The organism is Pseudomonas purpurea (assembly GCF_039908635.1).
GTDB lineage: Bacteria > Pseudomonadota > Gammaproteobacteria > Pseudomonadales > Pseudomonadaceae > Aquipseudomonas > Aquipseudomonas purpurea.
Genome location: NZ_CP150918.1, coordinates 266,643 through 282,511 on the forward strand (window position 1 = coordinate 266,643; position 15,869 = coordinate 282,511).

Annotated in this window: 14 protein-coding genes and 1 pseudogene; 2 read left to right on the plus strand and 13 right to left on the minus strand. The window is 60.7% G+C overall.

Going from position 1 to position 15,869, the window contains the following annotated elements:
- Positions 1 to 163 precede the first annotated feature (163 nt).
- From AABM54_RS01200 to AABM54_RS01235, 8 genes are all read right to left on the minus strand, one after another.
- Complete coding sequence (locus AABM54_RS01200) at positions 164 to 1,531, minus strand: LLM class flavin-dependent oxidoreductase (protein ID WP_347903204.1); 1,368 nt, start codon at positions 1,529 to 1,531, stop codon at positions 164 to 166.
- A complete protein-coding gene (locus AABM54_RS01205; RefSeq protein WP_347903205.1) occupies positions 1,531 to 2,724 on the minus strand; it encodes an SfnB family sulfur acquisition oxidoreductase in 1,194 nt (397 codons plus the stop codon). Before AABM54_RS01205 ends, AABM54_RS01200 begins: the two co-directional genes overlap by 1 nt.
- Positions 2,725 to 2,763: 39 nt before the next feature.
- Entirely contained in the window at positions 2,764 to 4,005 is a 1,242-nt protein-coding gene (locus AABM54_RS01210; protein WP_347903207.1) for an SfnB family sulfur acquisition oxidoreductase, read from the minus strand.
- A 429-nt stretch (positions 4,006 to 4,434) separates the two neighbouring features.
- Positions 4,435 to 5,199, minus strand: a complete 765-nt coding sequence (locus AABM54_RS01215; protein WP_347903209.1) for a hypothetical protein — start codon at positions 5,197 to 5,199, stop codon at positions 4,435 to 4,437.
- 606 nt (positions 5,200 to 5,805) lie between these two features.
- The gene (gene tcyN, locus AABM54_RS01220) at positions 5,806 to 6,552 is read right to left on the minus strand and encodes an L-cystine ABC transporter ATP-binding protein TcyN (RefSeq protein WP_347903211.1); all 747 of its coding nucleotides are present in this window, start codon (positions 6,550 to 6,552) and stop codon (positions 5,806 to 5,808) included.
- A gap of 4 nt (positions 6,553 to 6,556) precedes the next feature.
- Positions 6,557 to 7,222 (minus strand): cystine ABC transporter permease, encoded by a 666-nt coding sequence (tcyL, locus tag AABM54_RS01225; protein ID WP_347903212.1) that lies wholly within the window; start codon positions 7,220 to 7,222, stop codon positions 6,557 to 6,559.
- Positions 7,222 to 8,016, minus strand: a complete 795-nt coding sequence (gene tcyJ, locus AABM54_RS01230; protein ID WP_347903214.1) for a cystine ABC transporter substrate-binding protein — start codon at positions 8,014 to 8,016, stop codon at positions 7,222 to 7,224. Before tcyJ ends, tcyL begins: the two co-directional genes overlap by 1 nt.
- A 263-nt stretch (positions 8,017 to 8,279) precedes the next feature.
- Positions 8,280 to 9,272 carry a D-cysteine desulfhydrase gene (locus AABM54_RS01235; RefSeq protein ID WP_347903215.1) on the minus strand — a complete coding sequence of 331 codons (993 nt, stop codon included), beginning with the start codon at positions 9,270 to 9,272 and terminating at the stop codon, positions 8,280 to 8,282.
- A 193-nt stretch (positions 9,273 to 9,465) separates the two neighbouring features.
- Here AABM54_RS01235 and epsC point away from each other — a divergent pair, with 193 nt between their 5' ends.
- Together epsC and betT are read left to right on the plus strand one after the other, a co-directional pair.
- On the plus strand, positions 9,466 to 10,392 hold the full coding sequence (gene epsC, locus AABM54_RS01240) for a serine O-acetyltransferase EpsC (protein WP_347903216.1): 927 nt from the start codon (positions 9,466 to 9,468) through the stop codon (positions 10,390 to 10,392).
- A gap of 428 nt (positions 10,393 to 10,820) precedes the next feature.
- Positions 10,821 to 12,782 carry a choline transporter BetT gene (gene betT / locus AABM54_RS01245; RefSeq protein WP_347906114.1) on the plus strand — a complete coding sequence of 654 codons (1,962 nt, stop codon included), beginning with the start codon at positions 10,821 to 10,823 and terminating at the stop codon, positions 12,780 to 12,782.
- A 17-nt stretch (positions 12,783 to 12,799) separates the two neighbouring features.
- Here betT and AABM54_RS01250 read toward each other — a convergent pair whose 3' ends face one another.
- From AABM54_RS01250 to tauB, 5 genes and pseudogenes are all read right to left on the minus strand, one after another.
- Complete coding sequence (locus tag AABM54_RS01250; RefSeq protein ID WP_347903217.1) at positions 12,800 to 13,057, minus strand: hypothetical protein; 258 nt, start codon at positions 13,055 to 13,057, stop codon at positions 12,800 to 12,802.
- Between the two features lie 157 nt (positions 13,058 to 13,214).
- Positions 13,215 to 13,310 (minus strand): annotated as a pseudogene (locus AABM54_RS01255) (3-ketoacyl-ACP reductase); the annotation flags it as partial.
- Positions 13,311 to 13,333: 23 nt separating this feature from the next.
- Positions 13,334 to 14,170: a taurine dioxygenase gene (gene tauD, locus AABM54_RS01260; RefSeq protein ID WP_347903218.1), complete on the minus strand. Its 837-nt coding sequence runs from the start codon at positions 14,168 to 14,170 to the stop codon at positions 13,334 to 13,336.
- A gap of 69 nt (positions 14,171 to 14,239) precedes the next feature.
- Positions 14,240 to 15,079 carry a taurine ABC transporter permease TauC gene (gene tauC, locus AABM54_RS01265; protein WP_347903219.1) on the minus strand — a complete coding sequence of 280 codons (840 nt, stop codon included), beginning with the start codon at positions 15,077 to 15,079 and terminating at the stop codon, positions 14,240 to 14,242.
- Entirely contained in the window at positions 15,079 to 15,858 is a 780-nt protein-coding gene (tauB, locus tag AABM54_RS01270; protein WP_347903220.1) for a taurine ABC transporter ATP-binding subunit, read from the minus strand. Before tauB ends, tauC begins: the two co-directional genes overlap by 1 nt.
- Between the last annotated feature and the right edge of the window lie 11 nt (positions 15,859 to 15,869).

A 15,869-nucleotide genomic window follows, 5' to 3' on the forward strand; every position in this document is an offset into this window, starting at 1 on the left:
CAATTATTTAATGTGTGTGCGCATTTTGTGGCGAGGGAGCTTGCTCCCGCTGGGCTGCGAAGCGGCCCCAAAGCCATTCAATGAGGTGTGCCAGATAAAACCGGTAAGTAGGTTTTGCGACTGCTGCGCAGCCGAGCGGGAGCAAGCTCCCTCGCCACAGGAATCAGCGTCTGAACGCTGCGCCGGTGTGCTGCTCGGGCAAATGCGCCGCTGCGTGAAACAGCTTTTCGCGCAAGGTGCCCTGCTCGTAGGCGGTCTTGTACGACCCACGCCGCTGCAACTCGGGAATCACCAGGTCGATGAAGTCCACATAGCTTTCCGGGGTGACGATGCGGGTCAGGTTGAAGCCGTCCAGGCCGGTTTCGGCGATCCAGGATTCCAGCTCATCGGCGACCTGTTCAGGTGAGCCGACCACGGTGATGTAGCGGCCGCCCAAGGCGTGTTGTTCCAGCAATTTGCGGCGGGTCCAGTCGTTGTTTTGCAGGTTTTTGGTGGCGGACTGGATGGCGTTGTTCTTCACGTACTGGATCGGTTCGTCGATCGGATACGCGGAAAAATCGATCCCGGTGGAGGCCGAGAAATGCGCCACCCCGGCCTCGGCACTGGCGTAGCTCAGGTACTCGGCGTGCTTGGCCCACGCGGCGTCTTCGGTGTCCCCGACAATCACGTTCAGGCCCATGAACACCTTGATGTCTTCAGGGTTGCGCCCGGCGGCAATGGCGCTGGCGCGCACCTTGTCCACCTGCACCTTGGTCGAGGCCTTGTTCTGGCCGCTGATGAACACGCATTCGGCGTGCTGCCCGGCGAACACCAGGCCGCGATCCGAACTGCCGGCCTGGAACAGCACCGGCGTGCGCTGCGGTGACGGCTCGCAAAGGTGATAACCCTCGACCTGATAGAACTCGCCGTGGTGCTCGACCTTGTGGACCTTGCCCGGTTGGGCGTAGATCCGCTGCTGCGGATCGTTGATCACTGCGTCGTTTTCCCAACTGCCTTCCCAGAGTTTGTAGAGCACCTGGAGGTACTCATCGGCCTGGTCGTAACGACGGTCGTGCTCGACCTGCTCGCTCAGGCCCATGGCCTTGGCGGCGCTGTCGAGATAGCCGGTGACGATGTTCCAGCCGACCCGGCCACGGCTCAGGTGATCGAGCGTCGACAGGCGCCGGGCGAACAGATACGGCGGCTCGTAGGTGAGGTTGGCGGTCAGGCCGAAGCCGAGGTTTTTCGTCACGGCAGCCATGGCCGACACCAGCAGCAACGGGTCATTGACCGGCAACTGGATCGACTCCTTGAGCGGCACATCGACGGAGTTCTGGTAAACGTCGTAAACCCCGACGATGTCGGCGATGAACAAACCGTCGAACAGCCCGCGTTCCAGCAACTGTGCGAGCTCGGTCCAGTACTCGACGGTCTTGTATTGGGTCGAGTTGTCCCGTGGATGAGTCCACAGGCCGTGGTTGATGTGCCCGATGCAATTCATGTTGAAGGCATTGAGCAGGATCTGTTTTTTCGTTTCCAGCGGCGTACTCATCAAATCGTCCCCCGCAGTGGCGGGTTTTCATCGTTGAGGTAGTAATTGCCGATCGCGTGATACTTCCAGCGCACCGGGTCGTGCAGGGTGTGCACGCGGGCATTGCGCCAGTGGCGGTCCAGGCCATGTTCGGCGAGGGTTGCCTGGCTGCCGGCCAGTTCGAACAGCGTGCTGCCGGCGGCCAGGGAAATTTCGGTGCTGATGGCGCGGACTTCGGCGACTGCAATCGAGGCTGCGGCGATGGTCTGCGCGTTGGTGTCGGCCTGGGCCTTGTCGAGGAATTCGCCGGCGCGTTCCAACAGCGCTTCGGTGGCGTGCAAGCGGATGCTCAAGTGGCCGAAGCTTTTGATCGTCAGCGGATCTTCGGTAGCTTTTTCGTTGCCGGAATCGATCCACGGGCGGGTCTTGGTCCGCACAAAATGCAGGGCGTCTTCATAGGCGGCGCGGGCGATGCCGGTGTCGATGGCCGCGTGGAGAATCTGCGCCAGCGGGCCGACCGGTGTCGGCCGCTCGAAAGCGCTTTGAAACGGAACCACATCTTCAGCGGCCACGTAGACGTTTTCGAACACCACCGAACCGCTGCCGGTGGTGCGCTGGCCGAAGCCGCTCCAGTCGTCGATGACGCTCAAGCCCTGGGTATCCGCGGGGACGAATGCCAACTGCTGGACGCCGTTTTCATCGATCACCAGGGTCGGAATCCGTTGCGCGTAAATGGCCCCGGTGGCGTAGAACTTGCGACCGTTGATGCGAAATCCGGCGCCATCACGGGTCAGGCGGGTGACCCGGTCATGGGCGGTTTTGGTGCCCAGTTCGGCCAGTGCATTGCCGAAGCGCTGACCGGCAAGGACTTCGGCGTACAGGCGTTTCTGCTGCTCGGGCGTGCCGTTTACGCGGAGCACTTCAAGGGCATAAAAATGGTTTTGCGGGATCTGCCCCAGCGAACTGTCGGCCTGGGCGATCAGGGCGATGACTTTGGCCAACGTGACGTTGGAAACCGCAGCGCCGCCGAATTCCCGGGGCACGGTGATGCCCCACAGACCGGAGCGCGTGAAGACTTCCAGTTCGGCGTGCGGCAGGCGGCGTTCACGGTCGCGCACGGCGCTGTCGCGCTTGAAGTCGTCGGCCAGATCGCTGGCGACGACGAGGGCTTGCTCATCGCTGGTAATGACCGCGACGTGTTGGGAAAGAGTCATGTGTTTCTCCAGAGATCTGGTCAAAAGTGTTCTGGTCGTTCAGATCCAGGAATGCCGAGCGGGCAGGGTGCCGTTCAGGTGATAGGTGCCCACCGCGTGGTACTTCCAGCGCACCGGGTCGTGCAGGGTGTGGACGCGGGCGTTGCGCCAGTGACGGTCGAGGTTGAACTCGGCGAGCGTGGCGCGGCTGCCGGCCAGCTCGAAAAGCTTCTCGCTGGCGAGCAGCGAAATCTCGGTGGTCAGCACCTTGGCTTCGGCCACGGCAATCGAGGCGCGGGCGGCGGACTCGGCAGTGACCGGCGCCGCGTTGACCTGATCAAGGACCTGCCCGGCCTTGCGCAGCAGCGCTTCGGCGGCGTGCAGTTCGATTTTCAGTTTGCCGATGTCGGCAATCACGTAGAGGTCATCGCTGGCGCGTTCGACTTTGGCGTCGATCCACGGCCGTGCGCGCTCACGGACGAACTGAATGGCGTCGTCGAGGGCTCCACGGGCGATGCCGGCGTCGATGGCGGCCTGAATCAGTTGGGACACGGCGCCCTGGATGTTCGGGCTGTCGTTGATTCGCCAGTTTTCCACGACTAGCTCGGCCTCGACCCGCACGTTGTTCAACAGCACGGTGCCGCTGGCGGTGGTGCGCTGACCGAAGCCCGACCAGTCGTCGACGATGCGCAACCCCGGCGTGCCACGGCGGACGAACGCGATAACTTGCTTGCCGTCGTCATTCAGTGCCTTGACGGCGATCCAGTGGGCGAACAGCGCGCCGGTGGAGTAGAACTTCTGGCCGTTGATGACAAAACCGTCACCGTCAGCGGTGATCCGGGCCTTGAGTTCAAGGGTGTTTTTGGTCCCGCGTTCAGGTCCCGCGTTGCCGATCCGCCAGCCTTCGAGCACGCTTTGAAACAGCTGTTTTTTCTGCCGTTCGGTAGCGGTGTGCAGCAACAGGTTGAGGATGCCGAACTGGTTTTGCGGGATTTGCCCGAGCGCCGGGTCGGCCGCAGAAATAATGGCGAAGACTTCGGCGATGGTGACGAACGAAACGTCGGGGCCGCCGTACGCCCGAGGGATGGCAATGCTGCCGAGTCCGCTGCGGGTGAATTGTTCAATTTCTGACCAGGGCAATTTGCGCAGTTGATCGCGCCGCGCCGCTTGCTGGCGGGCGACTTGCGCGAGTTCATGGGCGGCTTCGAGTGCCTGAGCGTCGCTGCTCAGTACGTGCGCGGGCAACAACAACGGTGCGATGTCCAGATCAGTCTGGACCCCTGCATCTGCCAGATTAGACATCAGTGCCGCTCCTTGGCTGCACGCAATGCCCTGGCGATCTGCACCGGGGTGATTTTGTTCCTGACCATACCTACCTCACATCTCATGGATAAGCCGCATTGGCGCGGCGAAATCGAAATCAAGAATGTCCGGTGGTCCGGTGTATATACCCTAAGCGTGTATAAATAATTAATAAACTAACTTTTAGGAATATGTATAGAAGGGTGAGTGGCCCGGTTGGTTAAGAGTTTTGTGAAACGTTGGCAATGGGATTCTGTGGCGAGGGAGCTTGTCGGAACGCCGCACCGTTGCGCTCGGCTGCACAGCAGTCGTAAAACCAGTGACTGCGATTCAACTGATGCAACGGGGCAACAGGGGCTGGGGGCGCTTCGCACCCCAGCGGGAGCAAGCTCCCTCGCCACAAATAATCTTGATCTCTGGTTATGTGTTTCAATTTTTTCGGGATTCAGCAGTCTTGGGGTCCGGTTTCAACGGCACTTTCAGATAGGGATTCACACAACCGATTTTCAAGGTGCGCACCGGTGCCCAGCGCGAATTGTTGCCGACCCGGTCGAGGATGCAGTAGGTCACTTCCAGGCGTGGATCTTCACCCGCCTCAAGGATCACCGCCGGTGGGACCCAGACGTTGATCGGCTGCCCGACCTCGCTCGCCTTGAGCTTGGGCAAGTCCATGCGCACGTCCCCCCAGCGCAAGGTGATTGCATCCGCCGCCGCCATGTTCAGGTAGGGCGCGATGGTCAGCGGCACGCCACGTTTGATCTGGCTGGCATTGACGCCATGACGGCGGATCGGGTCCGGGAGGATGACCGGGTCAAGGTGCTGGTTTTCATTGTCCGCCAGGGGTTGGGGCTGGCCGCCCGGGCAATCGAGTTTGATGTGCAGCCGTCGGGTGGCCGACAGCACCGGCCCGTGACCGACGCGCATCACCCGGTAATGCGTGCCGGAGGTGCCATTGCCGACAAAACTCTGCGGGACTCGCAGGCTCACCGGGGCCCCAAGGTCGGCGGCTGTCAGCACCCTGGAGGCCACGTAGCAGTTGTCCCAGTAGAGCTCGATCAAATCGCCTTCGTCCATGGCGGCGTAGGGCGGTATTTCGATCAACAGGTGCGCCGCAGCGCACAGGTTGATGCCGTTTCTGGTGGATTGCGCCAGCGTGGGCGCGGCCAGTTCAACTCTGTTCGACAGGCAGGTCATGAGTATTCTCCTTGAAACATTACAACGAAGTCCGTTTCGGAAAGATCAAAGGCGTTAAGGGGTCAGCAATATGAAAGTTTAATGTTTGGTAATGAATGGGCAGGTCTTTAGTGAATTGAGGGAATGACTAAAGGCCTGTTGTCGCTAGATAAGAGAGGGCGTGGGGAAGTGTCAATAGCGGCGAGAGAGTAACTTTATAAAGCGGGAGTATTCAGAAAGTTCCTACTGTGCAGGAGGTGATGGTCTACGCGCAGTATGGACTTTGCCTCGGCACGGCGGTTATGTGTGCCAGTGTTTCCGCGCTATCTGAGCGGTTTTCTGATTTTCGGTTGTCGAAGGTTACAGGTTCTGGATCCAGAGTCGGGTATATCTATATACCGCCAGCCTTTGCGTTGACTAGTTAACGATAGGGGTCAGGTTTGAATAGTGGGTGATGTGTTTGATTGGTGGGCTTACTGTGCGCGGATCAAATTTTTATCGGTAATAAAAAGACGATAAGTATCGTGCACATCATATTCTTTGAAAGAATGGGTGGGGTGAGAAGTGTCAGCATCCTTCCATGGATGAAGAACTAATGAGTGGCAGGCAGATTAAATGTTTGGCTTTTCAAGAGTCCAGGAACTTGCTGAGGAACTGGCGTGTTCGTTCTTCTTTCGGGTTGGCAAACAACGCCTTGGCTTCGCCTTGCTCGACGATCACGCCTTTGTCGAAAAACACCACCCGGTTGGCCACATCACGGGCAAAACTCATTTCGTGGGTGACGATGACCATGGTGCGTTTCTCTTCGGCCAGGCCACGAATCGTCGCCAGCACTTCACCCACCAACTCCGGGTCCAGCGCCGACGTGGGCTCGTCGAATAGGATCACTTCCGGTTCCATGGCCAGCGCCCGGGCGATGGCCACGCGTTGCTGCTGCCCCCCGGAGAGCCTGCGCGGGTAAGCGTCTTCCTTACCGGCGAGGCCGACCTTGGCCAACAGTTTGCGGCCGAGCGCCACCGCTTGCTCCCTGGGGATTTTTTTCACCACCAGCGGACCCTCGATGACGTTCTCCAACGCCGTGCGATGAGGGAACAGGTTGAAGTTCTGGAACACGAAACCCACGTGCTGGCGCAGTTGCCGCACCAGCCCCTGTTGCTGGTTCAACGGGCGGCTGCCATCGATCTCGATATCGCCGACCTTGATCCGGCCGCTGGTGGGTTCTTCAAGAAAGTTCAGGCAGCGCAGGAAGGTCGTCTTGCCCGAGCCGCTGGGGCCGATGATGGCGACGACTTCGCCTTCCTTGACCTCCAGGTTGATGCCGTTGAGCACCACTTGCCCCTTGAACTGCTTTGTCAGTTTTTCCACGACAATCATGGGGTCAGGACTCCTGGTCGTGCCGATTGACCCGCTCTTCCAACCGGTTTTGCAGGTGCGAAAGCACCGTGGCAAGAATCCAGTAGATCAGCGCGGCGGCAAGATACATGGTGAAAATTTCGAAGGTACGGGCGGTGATCAACTGCGCCTGGCGGAACAGCTCCGGCACTTGAATGGTGGCCGCCAGCGCGGTGTCCTTGACCAGCGAAATGAAGCTGTTGCCCAGCGGTGGCAAGGCTGTGCGCGCCGCTTGCGGCAGGATGGCCCGGCGCAGGGTTTGCGCGCGCGTCATGCCGATGCTGGCGGCAGCTTCCCACTGGCCGCGCTCGATGGAGCTGATCGCGGCACGGAGGATTTCGCAGGCATAGGCGGCCATGTTCAGCGAGAAGCCGATCAGGGCCGCCGGCAGCGGATCAAGCTCGATGCCCAATTGCGGCAAGCCGTAATAGATCACGAACAATTGCACCAGCAACGGCGTGCCGCGAAAAAACGACACGTAGATGCGGGCGATCCAGCTCACCAGTTTGAAGCGCGACAGGCGCATCAAGGCCAGGCCGAAGCCCAATAGCAGGCCGAAGAACATCCCGCCCAGGCTGAGGATGACCGTGTAGTACGCGCCCTTGAGCAGAAAGGGCGCGGAGTCGAGCGCGAGTTGGAAACCTGCTTCCATTATTGGGTAACGTCAGCGCTGAAGTATTTTTCCGAAAGCGTTTTCAGCGTACCGTCGGCCCGCAGCTTGTCGATGGCTTTGTTCACCGCGGCCAGCAGCTCAGGTTCGCCTTTGCGCAGGGCAATACCGGCTTCCTGGCGGGAGAACGCTTCGCCGGCGGCGGCAGTGTCCTTGGCTTTCCTGGCGTATTCCAGCGCGGCCAGACGGTCGATCAAAATGGCGTCGATGCGGCCGACGCGCAGATCCTGGAACTTGCTCGGGTCATCTTCGTAGGTGCGCACGTCAGCCGCAGGCACATTGGCTTTGACCCACTGCTCATAGTTGGTGCCCAGACCTACGCCTACTTTCTTGCCGGCCAGATCGGCGGCAGTCTTGATGGTGTCTTTGTTCTTGGTCAGTGTCAGTGCCTGAATCCCGGAAACGGTGTACGGCTCGGAGAAGTCATACTTCTTCTTGCGCTCGTCCGAGATGGTCACCTGGTTGATCACCGCGTCCAGACGCTTGGATTCCAGCGCCGCGAGGATGCCGTCCCATTTGGTCGGTTGCAGTTTGACCTTCACACCCAGCTCTTTGGCCAGGGCTTCGGAGAACTCGACTTCGAAGCCGGCCAGTTTGCCGTCGGCATCGACGAAACTGAACGGTGGGTAAGTGCCTTCCAGGCCGACGTTGATCACGCCGGCGTCCTTGATTTTTTGCAGTTGTTCACCCGCGACCGCTTGCCCCATCAGGCCAGCACCCAGTGCCAGACCCAGCGAGCCAAGAAGCAGATTTCGACGTAGTGCGGAAAAATTCATGACAAGCCCCTGTGTTTTCTTATGAAGACGTTATTGGATAAGAAGGCAAAGCGGGATCTGGACGGCTGCATCATCCTGCCTTAACTGCAAGCGTATGCGTCTTGTGGCAACTTCGCCTGTGGCGAGACTATATGACGGGTTTCTTAGATGTGAAAATACTGTAAATTCACGTTGTTATTCCTTTATGGAATATAAGGTCTGCGTACAAATTCTGTGGCGCGGGTGCGAACGCCCTCGCCACAGAAGACCTTATTCCGACAGGCTCAAAACGCCGAGTTGTAGGCAAACAACGCCGGCGCCCCACCGGTGTGCAGGAAGATGATCGGGCCGTCATCGAAGCGCTGGCGGCCGATGCCATCGAGCAGGCCGGCCATGGCCTTACCGGTGTAGACCGGGTCCAGCAACAGACCTTCCTGACTGGCCAGCAACTTGATAGCCGCCAGGGTTCCGGCATTCGGTTCGCCGTAGCGAGGGGCGAAATACTCATCCCACAATTGGACCTTGAAGCTTGCGGCCAGCGAGACGCCGAGCAATTGGGCGGTGCGTTCGGCCAGGCCCTGGACTTTCGGGCGTTGGTCTTCGTCGCTGCGCGAGACCGTGACGCCAATCACCGGCAGCTGTGGCAACACTTCGCTCAAGGCCAGGCCCAGGCCGCTGTGAGTGCCGGCGCTGCCCGAGGCCAGGACCACGGCGGCGAAGTCCAGCCCGGTGTCCTTGATCTGCTCGGCCAGTTCCAACCCGGCGCGTACGTAACCCAGCGCGCCCAATGCATTGGAGCCGCCAATCGGCACGAGGTAAGGCTTTTTGCCGTTGCTGCGCAGCCGCTCGGCCAGTGCTTGCAGTTGCTGGTCGGCGTTGTCCAGGTTGTCCACCAACTCGACCTTGGCGTCGAACAGTTCCAGCAACAGCCGGTTACCGTTGCCCAGGTAATTGCTGTCATGGGTGCCGATGGGATTTTCCAGCAGGGCGACGCAGCCCAGGCCGAGTTTCGCGGCCAGGGCGGCGGTCTGGCGCACATGGTTGGACTGGATCGCACCGGCCGTGATCAAGGTGTCGGCCCCTTGCGCCAGGGCATCGGCGGCGAGGTATTCGAGTTTGCGCAGCTTGTTGCCACCCATGGCGAGCGGCGTCAGGTCGTCGCGTTTGACGTACACATCGCGCCCCAGCCAGGCCGACAGGCGTTCGAGCTTTTCCAGGGGGGTGGGGTTGCCCAGCAGGTCCAGTCGATTGAAGCGAGCAAGCTGTTGTTTGATCATGGTGCCGTACTGGTTACAGGAGATGTCTGGACTATAGGCAGGCTGATATGGCGGGGCAACCTGCATTCGCTTATGCCAAAAAATGCTGAGAACAGAACAATTAGTTCTTAAATCTGGCTTGGAGCGATGCCGTAAAGTGAACGCCGTTTGCGCGGCCCGATTGTCCGGCCGCCCGTCGTGAGGAATCTTTACCGTGAGCGAGCGTTCCAGCCATTGGCAATTGCAGACCATCGTCAGTCAACTGCGTACCGCCCGCGATCAGTGGCGAGCGCAAAATGGTCGGGTGAGCGGCGAGCAGGGCGGACGGGAGTTGCCTTCACGTGCGGCCATGGCAGAAATCCTCGAAGCGCTGTGCGGCGCCTTGTTCCCGATGCGGCTGGGGCCGGTGGATTTGCGCGAGGAAAGTGAAGACTTTTACGTCGGCCACACCCTGGACGTGGCGCTCAATGCCTTACTCGGCCAGGCGCGGCTTGAGTTGCGCTATGTGGCGCGCCACAGCGCCCAGGTCGACACTGCCGTTGAAAAGCAGGCCATCAGCCTGATTCAGGATTTCGCCCTGGCCTTGCCGGGCTTGCGCAGCCTGCTCGACACCGATGTGCTGGCGGCGTATCACGGCGACCCGGCGGCGCGCAGCGTCGATGAAGTGTTGCTGTGCTATCCGGGGATTCTGGCGGTGATTCACCATCGCCTGGCCCACCATTTGTATCGCGCCGGGCTGCCGCTGCTGGCGCGGATCAGTGCGGAAATCGCCCACTCGGCCACTGGCATCGACATCCACCCGGGCGCGCAGATTGGCCGCAGCTTCTTCATCGACCACGGAACGGGCGTGGTCATCGGCGAGACCGCGATCATCGGCGAGCGCGTGCGTATTTATCAGGCCGTGACCCTCGGCGCCAAGCGCTTTCCGGCCGACGAAGACGGCCAGTTGCAGAAGGGCCACCCGCGCCATCCAATCGTCGAAGATGACGTGGTGATTTATGCCGGCGCGACGATTCTGGGGCGGATCACCATCGGCAAGGGCTCGACCATCGGCGGCAACGTCTGGCTGACCCGCAGCGTGCCGGCCGGGTGCAACCTGACGCAGGCGAATTTGCAGCATGATGATGGGACGCAGAAATAAATCCCGGAATCTCGACTGACTGACCCGGCCTCATCGCGAGCAAGCTCGCTCCCACAATGGATCTGCGTCGAACACAACATCTGTGAACGACAGAAAACCACTGTGGGAGCGGGCTTGCTCGCGAAAGGTTTCAAGCCGAATCGCGAGAATGGAATTTAGCTGATTTTTCCGGTGAACGATTCCGTTCAACCCCACGTCATACCCTTCCTTGAGCTAGCGTACGAACAGTGCCGCCGAGCCTTGCGATTAGTCCTCAAAGCCCATCCATGTTTAACTTGAACGTTCATTCAAGTTAGACCGGTGGTTCGCTGCCCGCTCACAACAGGAGGCTTGCCTTTGCTGAGTCCGTTATTGACAGCCACGTTTTACCCCCTTGAGGTGCACGCGTCATGAGTGCATCGTCCACCCCTCCCAGCGGTCAAATCCGCATGAATCCGCCGGTGTTCTACTTCGCGGCGACCTTCATTCTGCTGTTCGGCCTGGTGGTTATTGCCTTCCCGCAACAGTCCGGCGCCTGGCTTCTGGCGGCGCAAAACTGGGCGGCCAACACGGTCGGCTGGTACTACATGCTGGCGATGACCCTGTATCTGGTCTTCGTGGTGGTCACCGCTTTATCTGGCTACGGCAAGATAAAACTCGGTGCCGACCACGACGAGCCCGAATTCAGTTACTTGTCCTGGGCCGGCATGCTGTTTGCCGCCGGGATCAGCATCACGCTGTTTTTCTTCTGCGTCTCCGAACCCCTGACCCACATGCTGCAACCGCCCCAGGGCGAAGCCGGCACGGCGGATGCGGCGCGCCAGGCGATGCAGATTCTGTTTCTGCACTGGGGCCTGCATGGCTGGGGCGTGTTTGCTTTTGTCGGCATGGCGCTGGCGTACTTCGCCTATCGGCATAACCTGCCGCTGGCCCTGCGCTCGGCGCTGTACCCGCTGATCGGCAAACGCATCAACGGCCCTATCGGTTACGCGGTGGACGGCTTCGGCATCATCGCCACGGTGTTTGGCCTGGGTGCTGACATGGGCTTCGGCGTGTTGCACCTCAATTCGGGCCTCGACTACCTGTTCGGCATCGCCCACACCCAGTGGATTCAGGTCGGCCTGATCACGCTGATGATGGGCGCGGCGATCATTGTCGCGGTGGCGGGCGTGGATAAAGGCGTGCGGGTGATGTCCGACATCAACATGCTGCTGGCCTGCGCGCTGTTGCTGTTCGTGTTGTTCGCCGGGCCTACCCAGCACTTGCTCAACACCCTGATCCAGAACCTCGGCGACTACCTCGGCGCCTTGCCGATGAAGAGTTTCGACCTGTACGCCTACGACAAACCCAGCGACTGGCTGGGCGGCTGGACGGTGTTCTACTGGGCCTGGTGGATTGCATGGTCGCCGTTCGTGGGCCTGTTCATCGCACGGATTTCCCGTGGCCGGACCATTCGTGAATTCGTCTTCGGCGTGCTGCTGATTCCGCTCGGTTTCACCCTCGCGTGGATGTCGATCTTCGGCAACAGCGCCATTGATCAAGTGCTCAATCACGGCATGAGCGCCCTTGGCCTGTCGGCCATCGACAACCCGTCGATGACCCTTTACCTGCTGCTGGAAACCTACCCGTGGAGCAAAACGGTGATCGCCGTGACGGTGTTCATCAGCTTCGTGTTCTTTGTTACCTCGGCCGACTCCGGCACCGTGGTGCTCTCGACGTTGTCGGCCAAGGGCGGCAATGCCGATGAGGACGGTCCGAAATGGCTGCGGGTGTTCTGGGGCGCGATGACCGCACTGGTGACCAGTGCGCTGTTGTTCGCTGGCAGCATCGATTCGCTGAAGTCCGCGGTGGTACTCACTTCGCTGCCGTTTTCGATGATTTTGCTGCTGATGATGTGGGGGCTGCACAAGGCGTTCTACCTGGAGTCGCAGAAGCAGATTGCCCAGTTGCACTCGTTGGCGCCGGTCTCGGCATCGCGGCGCGGCAAGGGCGGCTGGCGTCAGCGCTTGAGTCAGGCGGTGCACTTCCCGTCTCGCGACGAGGTGTACCGTTTCCTCGACACGACAGTGCGTCCGGCGATTGAGGAAGTGACGGCGGTGTTCGTCGAGAAAGGCCTGAACGTGGTCACGCAGCCGGACCCGGCCAACGACAGCGTCAGCCTGGAAATCGGTCATGGCGAACAGCACCCGTTCATCTATCAGGTGCAGATGCGCGGCTACTTCACGCCGTCCTTCGCCCGTGGCGGGATGGGTTCCAAGGAACTCAACAACCGTCGTTATTACCGGGCCGAAGTGCACTTGAGTGAGGGCAGTCAGGATTACGATCTGGTGGGCTACACCAAGGAGCAGATCATCAACGACATCCTCGACCAGTACGAACGGCACATGCAGTTCCTGCACCTGGTGCGTTGATCGAGGGCCGGTGGCGCTCAGGTATTGTTCAAGGCCATGAACAGCACCAGCGCCGCCACTGGTACGCCAAACACCATGAAGCCGACCATCAACTCGGAGGTCAGCGACTGGCCGGCGGTGATCATGCCGATGGCGCCGTTGATCACGGTCAGCGCCAGCCACAGCACCACGAAACCGTAGGTCAGGGTCTGGCGGCTGAAGCCGAGTTTCTGGCCAATGAACAGCATCAACGCCAGCAGGACCAGGCCGAAGGTAATGATGATGGTGGTGTGCATGGTGCGCTCCGCCCTTCAAATGTCTGTTGCCCGCGAAGGCGTCCTCTCGGATTCACCCCGTCATATCGAGCATAGGCGTCTCTGCGCGCCATGGCTTTAAACCAACCCGCCATTCACCCGCAAAAGCTGCCCGTTGACCCAGCCCTAATCCGGGGCGGCCGTCATTCAAGCGGGTCGCGGCTTCGCGCAGGGTGTTGTAAGTGCCGCGAGTGTTGATGTTGAACGTTTGTTAGTGCGCCTCGTCGTTGTGTTGATCCATAACCTGGGTGTTATCACTCAGTAAGGCACATCCCCCAACACCGTTGCCCGGTGCATCACCCGGCGTGCCGGGCGGTAGTCGTCCACCGCAAAATGCTGGGTCACGCGGTTGTCCCAGAAGGCCACGTCGTGTTGCTGCCAGCGCCAGCGGATGGTGAATTCCGGGCGGGTGGCGTGGGCGAACAGCAGCTTCAGAATCGCCTCGCTTTCCGTCTCTGTCAGCTCATTGATCTTCGTCGTGAAGCCTTCGTTGACGAACAACGACTTGCGCCCGCTCACCGGGTGGGTGCGGATCACCGGGTGTGACAGCGGCGGGTTCTTGCGGCGTGCTTCTTCCCATTGGGCCAGGGCTTCAGGGGTGGTGCCGAAGCGTTCCAGCGGGAAGGATTTGACGAAGTCGTGGGTCGCGCTCAAGCCGTGCAGCAGGGTTTTCATCGGTTCGGACAAGGCTTCATAAGCGGCAATGCCGCTGGCCCACAACGTGTCGCCGCCAAATTCCGGCAACAGCTTGGCGCTGAGTACCGCGCCCAGCGCCGGGGTCGGGAGGAAGGTCACATCGGTGTGCCACACGGCGTTGTCGCGTACGTCGGTTTCAGCGGTGTCGAGGATCAGGACTTCAGGTTGTTCCGGCACGTTCGGGTAGATCGGGTGAATGTGCAGGTCGCCGAAATTCGCCGCGAACCGCGCTTGCTGCTGCGGGTTGATCGGCTGGTCGCGAAAGAACAGCACCTGATGCTTGAGCAGTGCCTGCTCGATGGCATCGCGTTGCTCGACGGTCAGCGGCCGGGAGATATCGACGCCGCTGATTTGCGCGCCGAGGGCGGAGCTTAAAGGGACGATGTTCAGGGTGCTCATGGTGGTTTTCTTCAATCCGGGGCGCTGAGCTGTTTGTGGGAGCGAGCAAGCCCGCTCCCACATGTTTATTTAGTGGGTCTGGCCGTGCCACGGCACCAGTTTGCGTTGCAGGGCGCGCAGGCCCATTTCCATGGCGAAGGCGATCAGTGCGATCACCAGAATCCCCAACACCACCACATCGGTGACCAGAAACTGTGCGGCCGACTGGACCATGAAGCCCAGACCGCTGGTGGCGGCGATCAGTTCGGCGGCAACCAGCGTCGACCAGCCCACGCCCAGGCCAATCCGTACGCCGGTCAAAATGTCCGGCAAGGCACTGGGCAGAATCACATGACGAATCAACTGTGCCCGAGTCGCACCCAGTGACTGGGCGGCGCGCAGTTTGGCCGGGTCGACGGTGCGTACGCCGGTGGCCGTGGCGATGGCGATCGGGGCGAAGATCGCCAGGTAAATCAGCAACACCTTGGACAGTTCACCGATGCCGCACCAGATCACAATCAGTGGCAGATAAGCCAGCGGTGGAATAGGGCGGTAGAACTCGATCAGCGGATCGAGAATGCCGCGCGCGATACGGTTGTGCCCGATGGCGATGCCCACCGGCACGGCGGTCAGCACCGCAAAACCCAGGCCCAGACCGATACGGCTCAGGCTCGCTCCCAGATGCTGCCAAAGGGTCGAATCCATGTAACCGGTGGTCACCAGCAGCCAGCCTTTTTGCAACACGGCGCAAGGGGGCGGCAGGAACAACGGTTCGATCAGGCCACTGGCGGTCACCGCCCACCAGAGACCGAGCAGCGCAAACAGGGTCAGCAGGCTGATCCAGCGAGTGCCGAGGCTGCGTCGCAGCGGGGTCACGGTCGGTGAGCGGGAGGGTTTGGTGGTCGTCGGCGCAATCTCATAGCTGCTCATCAGGCGCGCTCCTGCCGTTGGGAGAACACACGGGCCAGAACGTGTTCGCGGGTTTCGATAAAACGCGGGTCGGACTTGATCGCACGGGCCGATTCACCGGCCGCGTAGCGCTGACCGAAATCCAGGCTCAGGCGCTCGACGATCTGCCCAGGGTTTGGCGCCAGCAGAATCAGGTCGGTGGCCAGGAACACCGCTTCTTCGATGTCGTGGGTAATCAGGAACACCGGTTTGGCGGTGCGTCGCCAGACTTGCAGCAACAGTTCCTGCATCTGTTCGCGAGTGAAGGCGTCGAGGGCGCCGAACGGTTCGTCCATCAGCAAGACGCGCGGGTCGGCGGCGAGCGCGCGGGCCAGGCCAACCCGTTGCTTCTGGCCACCCGAGAGCTGCCAGATGCGCCGTGAATCGAACCCGGCGAGGTCCACCAGCGCGAGCATTTCACGGGCGCGGATTTCGCGTGCGTCCAGAGGGACGCCAGCCAGTTCCAGGCCAAACCCGACATTGGCCAACACATCCTGCCAGGGCAACAATGCGTCGTCCTGGAACACCACGCCGCGCTCGGCGCTCGGGCCTTTGACCGGCACGCCATCGAGGGTGATGCGCCCGGCGCTGGGTTCGACAAAACCGGCAATCAGGTTCAACAGCGAAGTCTTGCCACTGCCGGACGGGCCGAGGGCCACCAGCAATTGCTGGGGCCCGAGGCTCAAGGAAATATCCGCCAGGACCGGTTCAGGGCTGCCTGGGTACTGTGCGCTGATGCGCTCCAGCTGTAGCAAAGCCATCGCGGTGTACT

Excerpts from the sequence above, each read along its gene's own strand:
- tcyN (WP_347903211.1), bottom strand. The coding sequence starts at position 6,552 with ATGATTGTCGTGGAAAAACTGACAAAGCAGTTCAAGGGGCAAGTGGTG.
- tcyJ (WP_347903214.1), bottom strand. The coding sequence starts at position 8,016 with ATGAATTTTTCCGCACTACGTCGAAATCTGCTTCTTGGCTCGCTGGGT.
- AABM54_RS01200 (WP_347903204.1), bottom strand. The coding sequence starts at position 1,531 with ATGAGTACGCCGCTGGAAACGAAAAAACAGATCCTGCTCAATGCCTTC.
- AABM54_RS01205 (WP_347903205.1), bottom strand. The coding sequence starts at position 2,724 with ATGACTCTTTCCCAACACGTCGCGGTCATTACCAGCGATGAGCAAGCC.
- betT (WP_347906114.1), top strand. The coding sequence starts at position 10,821 with ATGAATCCGCCGGTGTTCTACTTCGCGGCGACCTTCATTCTGCTGTTC.
- tauB (WP_347903220.1), bottom strand. The coding sequence starts at position 15,858 with ATGGCTTTGCTACAGCTGGAGCGCATCAGCGCACAGTACCCAGGCAGC.
- tcyL (WP_347903212.1), bottom strand. The coding sequence starts at position 7,222 with ATGGAAGCAGGTTTCCAACTCGCGCTCGACTCCGCGCCCTTTCTGCTC.
- AABM54_RS01235 (WP_347903215.1), bottom strand. The coding sequence starts at position 9,272 with ATGATCAAACAACAGCTTGCTCGCTTCAATCGACTGGACCTGCTGGGC.
- tauC (WP_347903219.1), bottom strand. The coding sequence starts at position 15,079 with ATGAGCAGCTATGAGATTGCGCCGACGACCACCAAACCCTCCCGCTCA.
- AABM54_RS01250 (WP_347903217.1), bottom strand. The coding sequence starts at position 13,057 with ATGCACACCACCATCATCATTACCTTCGGCCTGGTCCTGCTGGCGTTG.
- AABM54_RS01215 (WP_347903209.1), bottom strand. The coding sequence starts at position 5,199 with ATGACCTGCCTGTCGAACAGAGTTGAACTGGCCGCGCCCACGCTGGCG.
- tauD (WP_347903218.1), bottom strand. The coding sequence starts at position 14,170 with ATGAGCACCCTGAACATCGTCCCTTTAAGCTCCGCCCTCGGCGCGCAA.
- AABM54_RS01210 (WP_347903207.1), bottom strand. The coding sequence starts at position 4,005 with ATGTCTAATCTGGCAGATGCAGGGGTCCAGACTGATCTGGACATCGCA.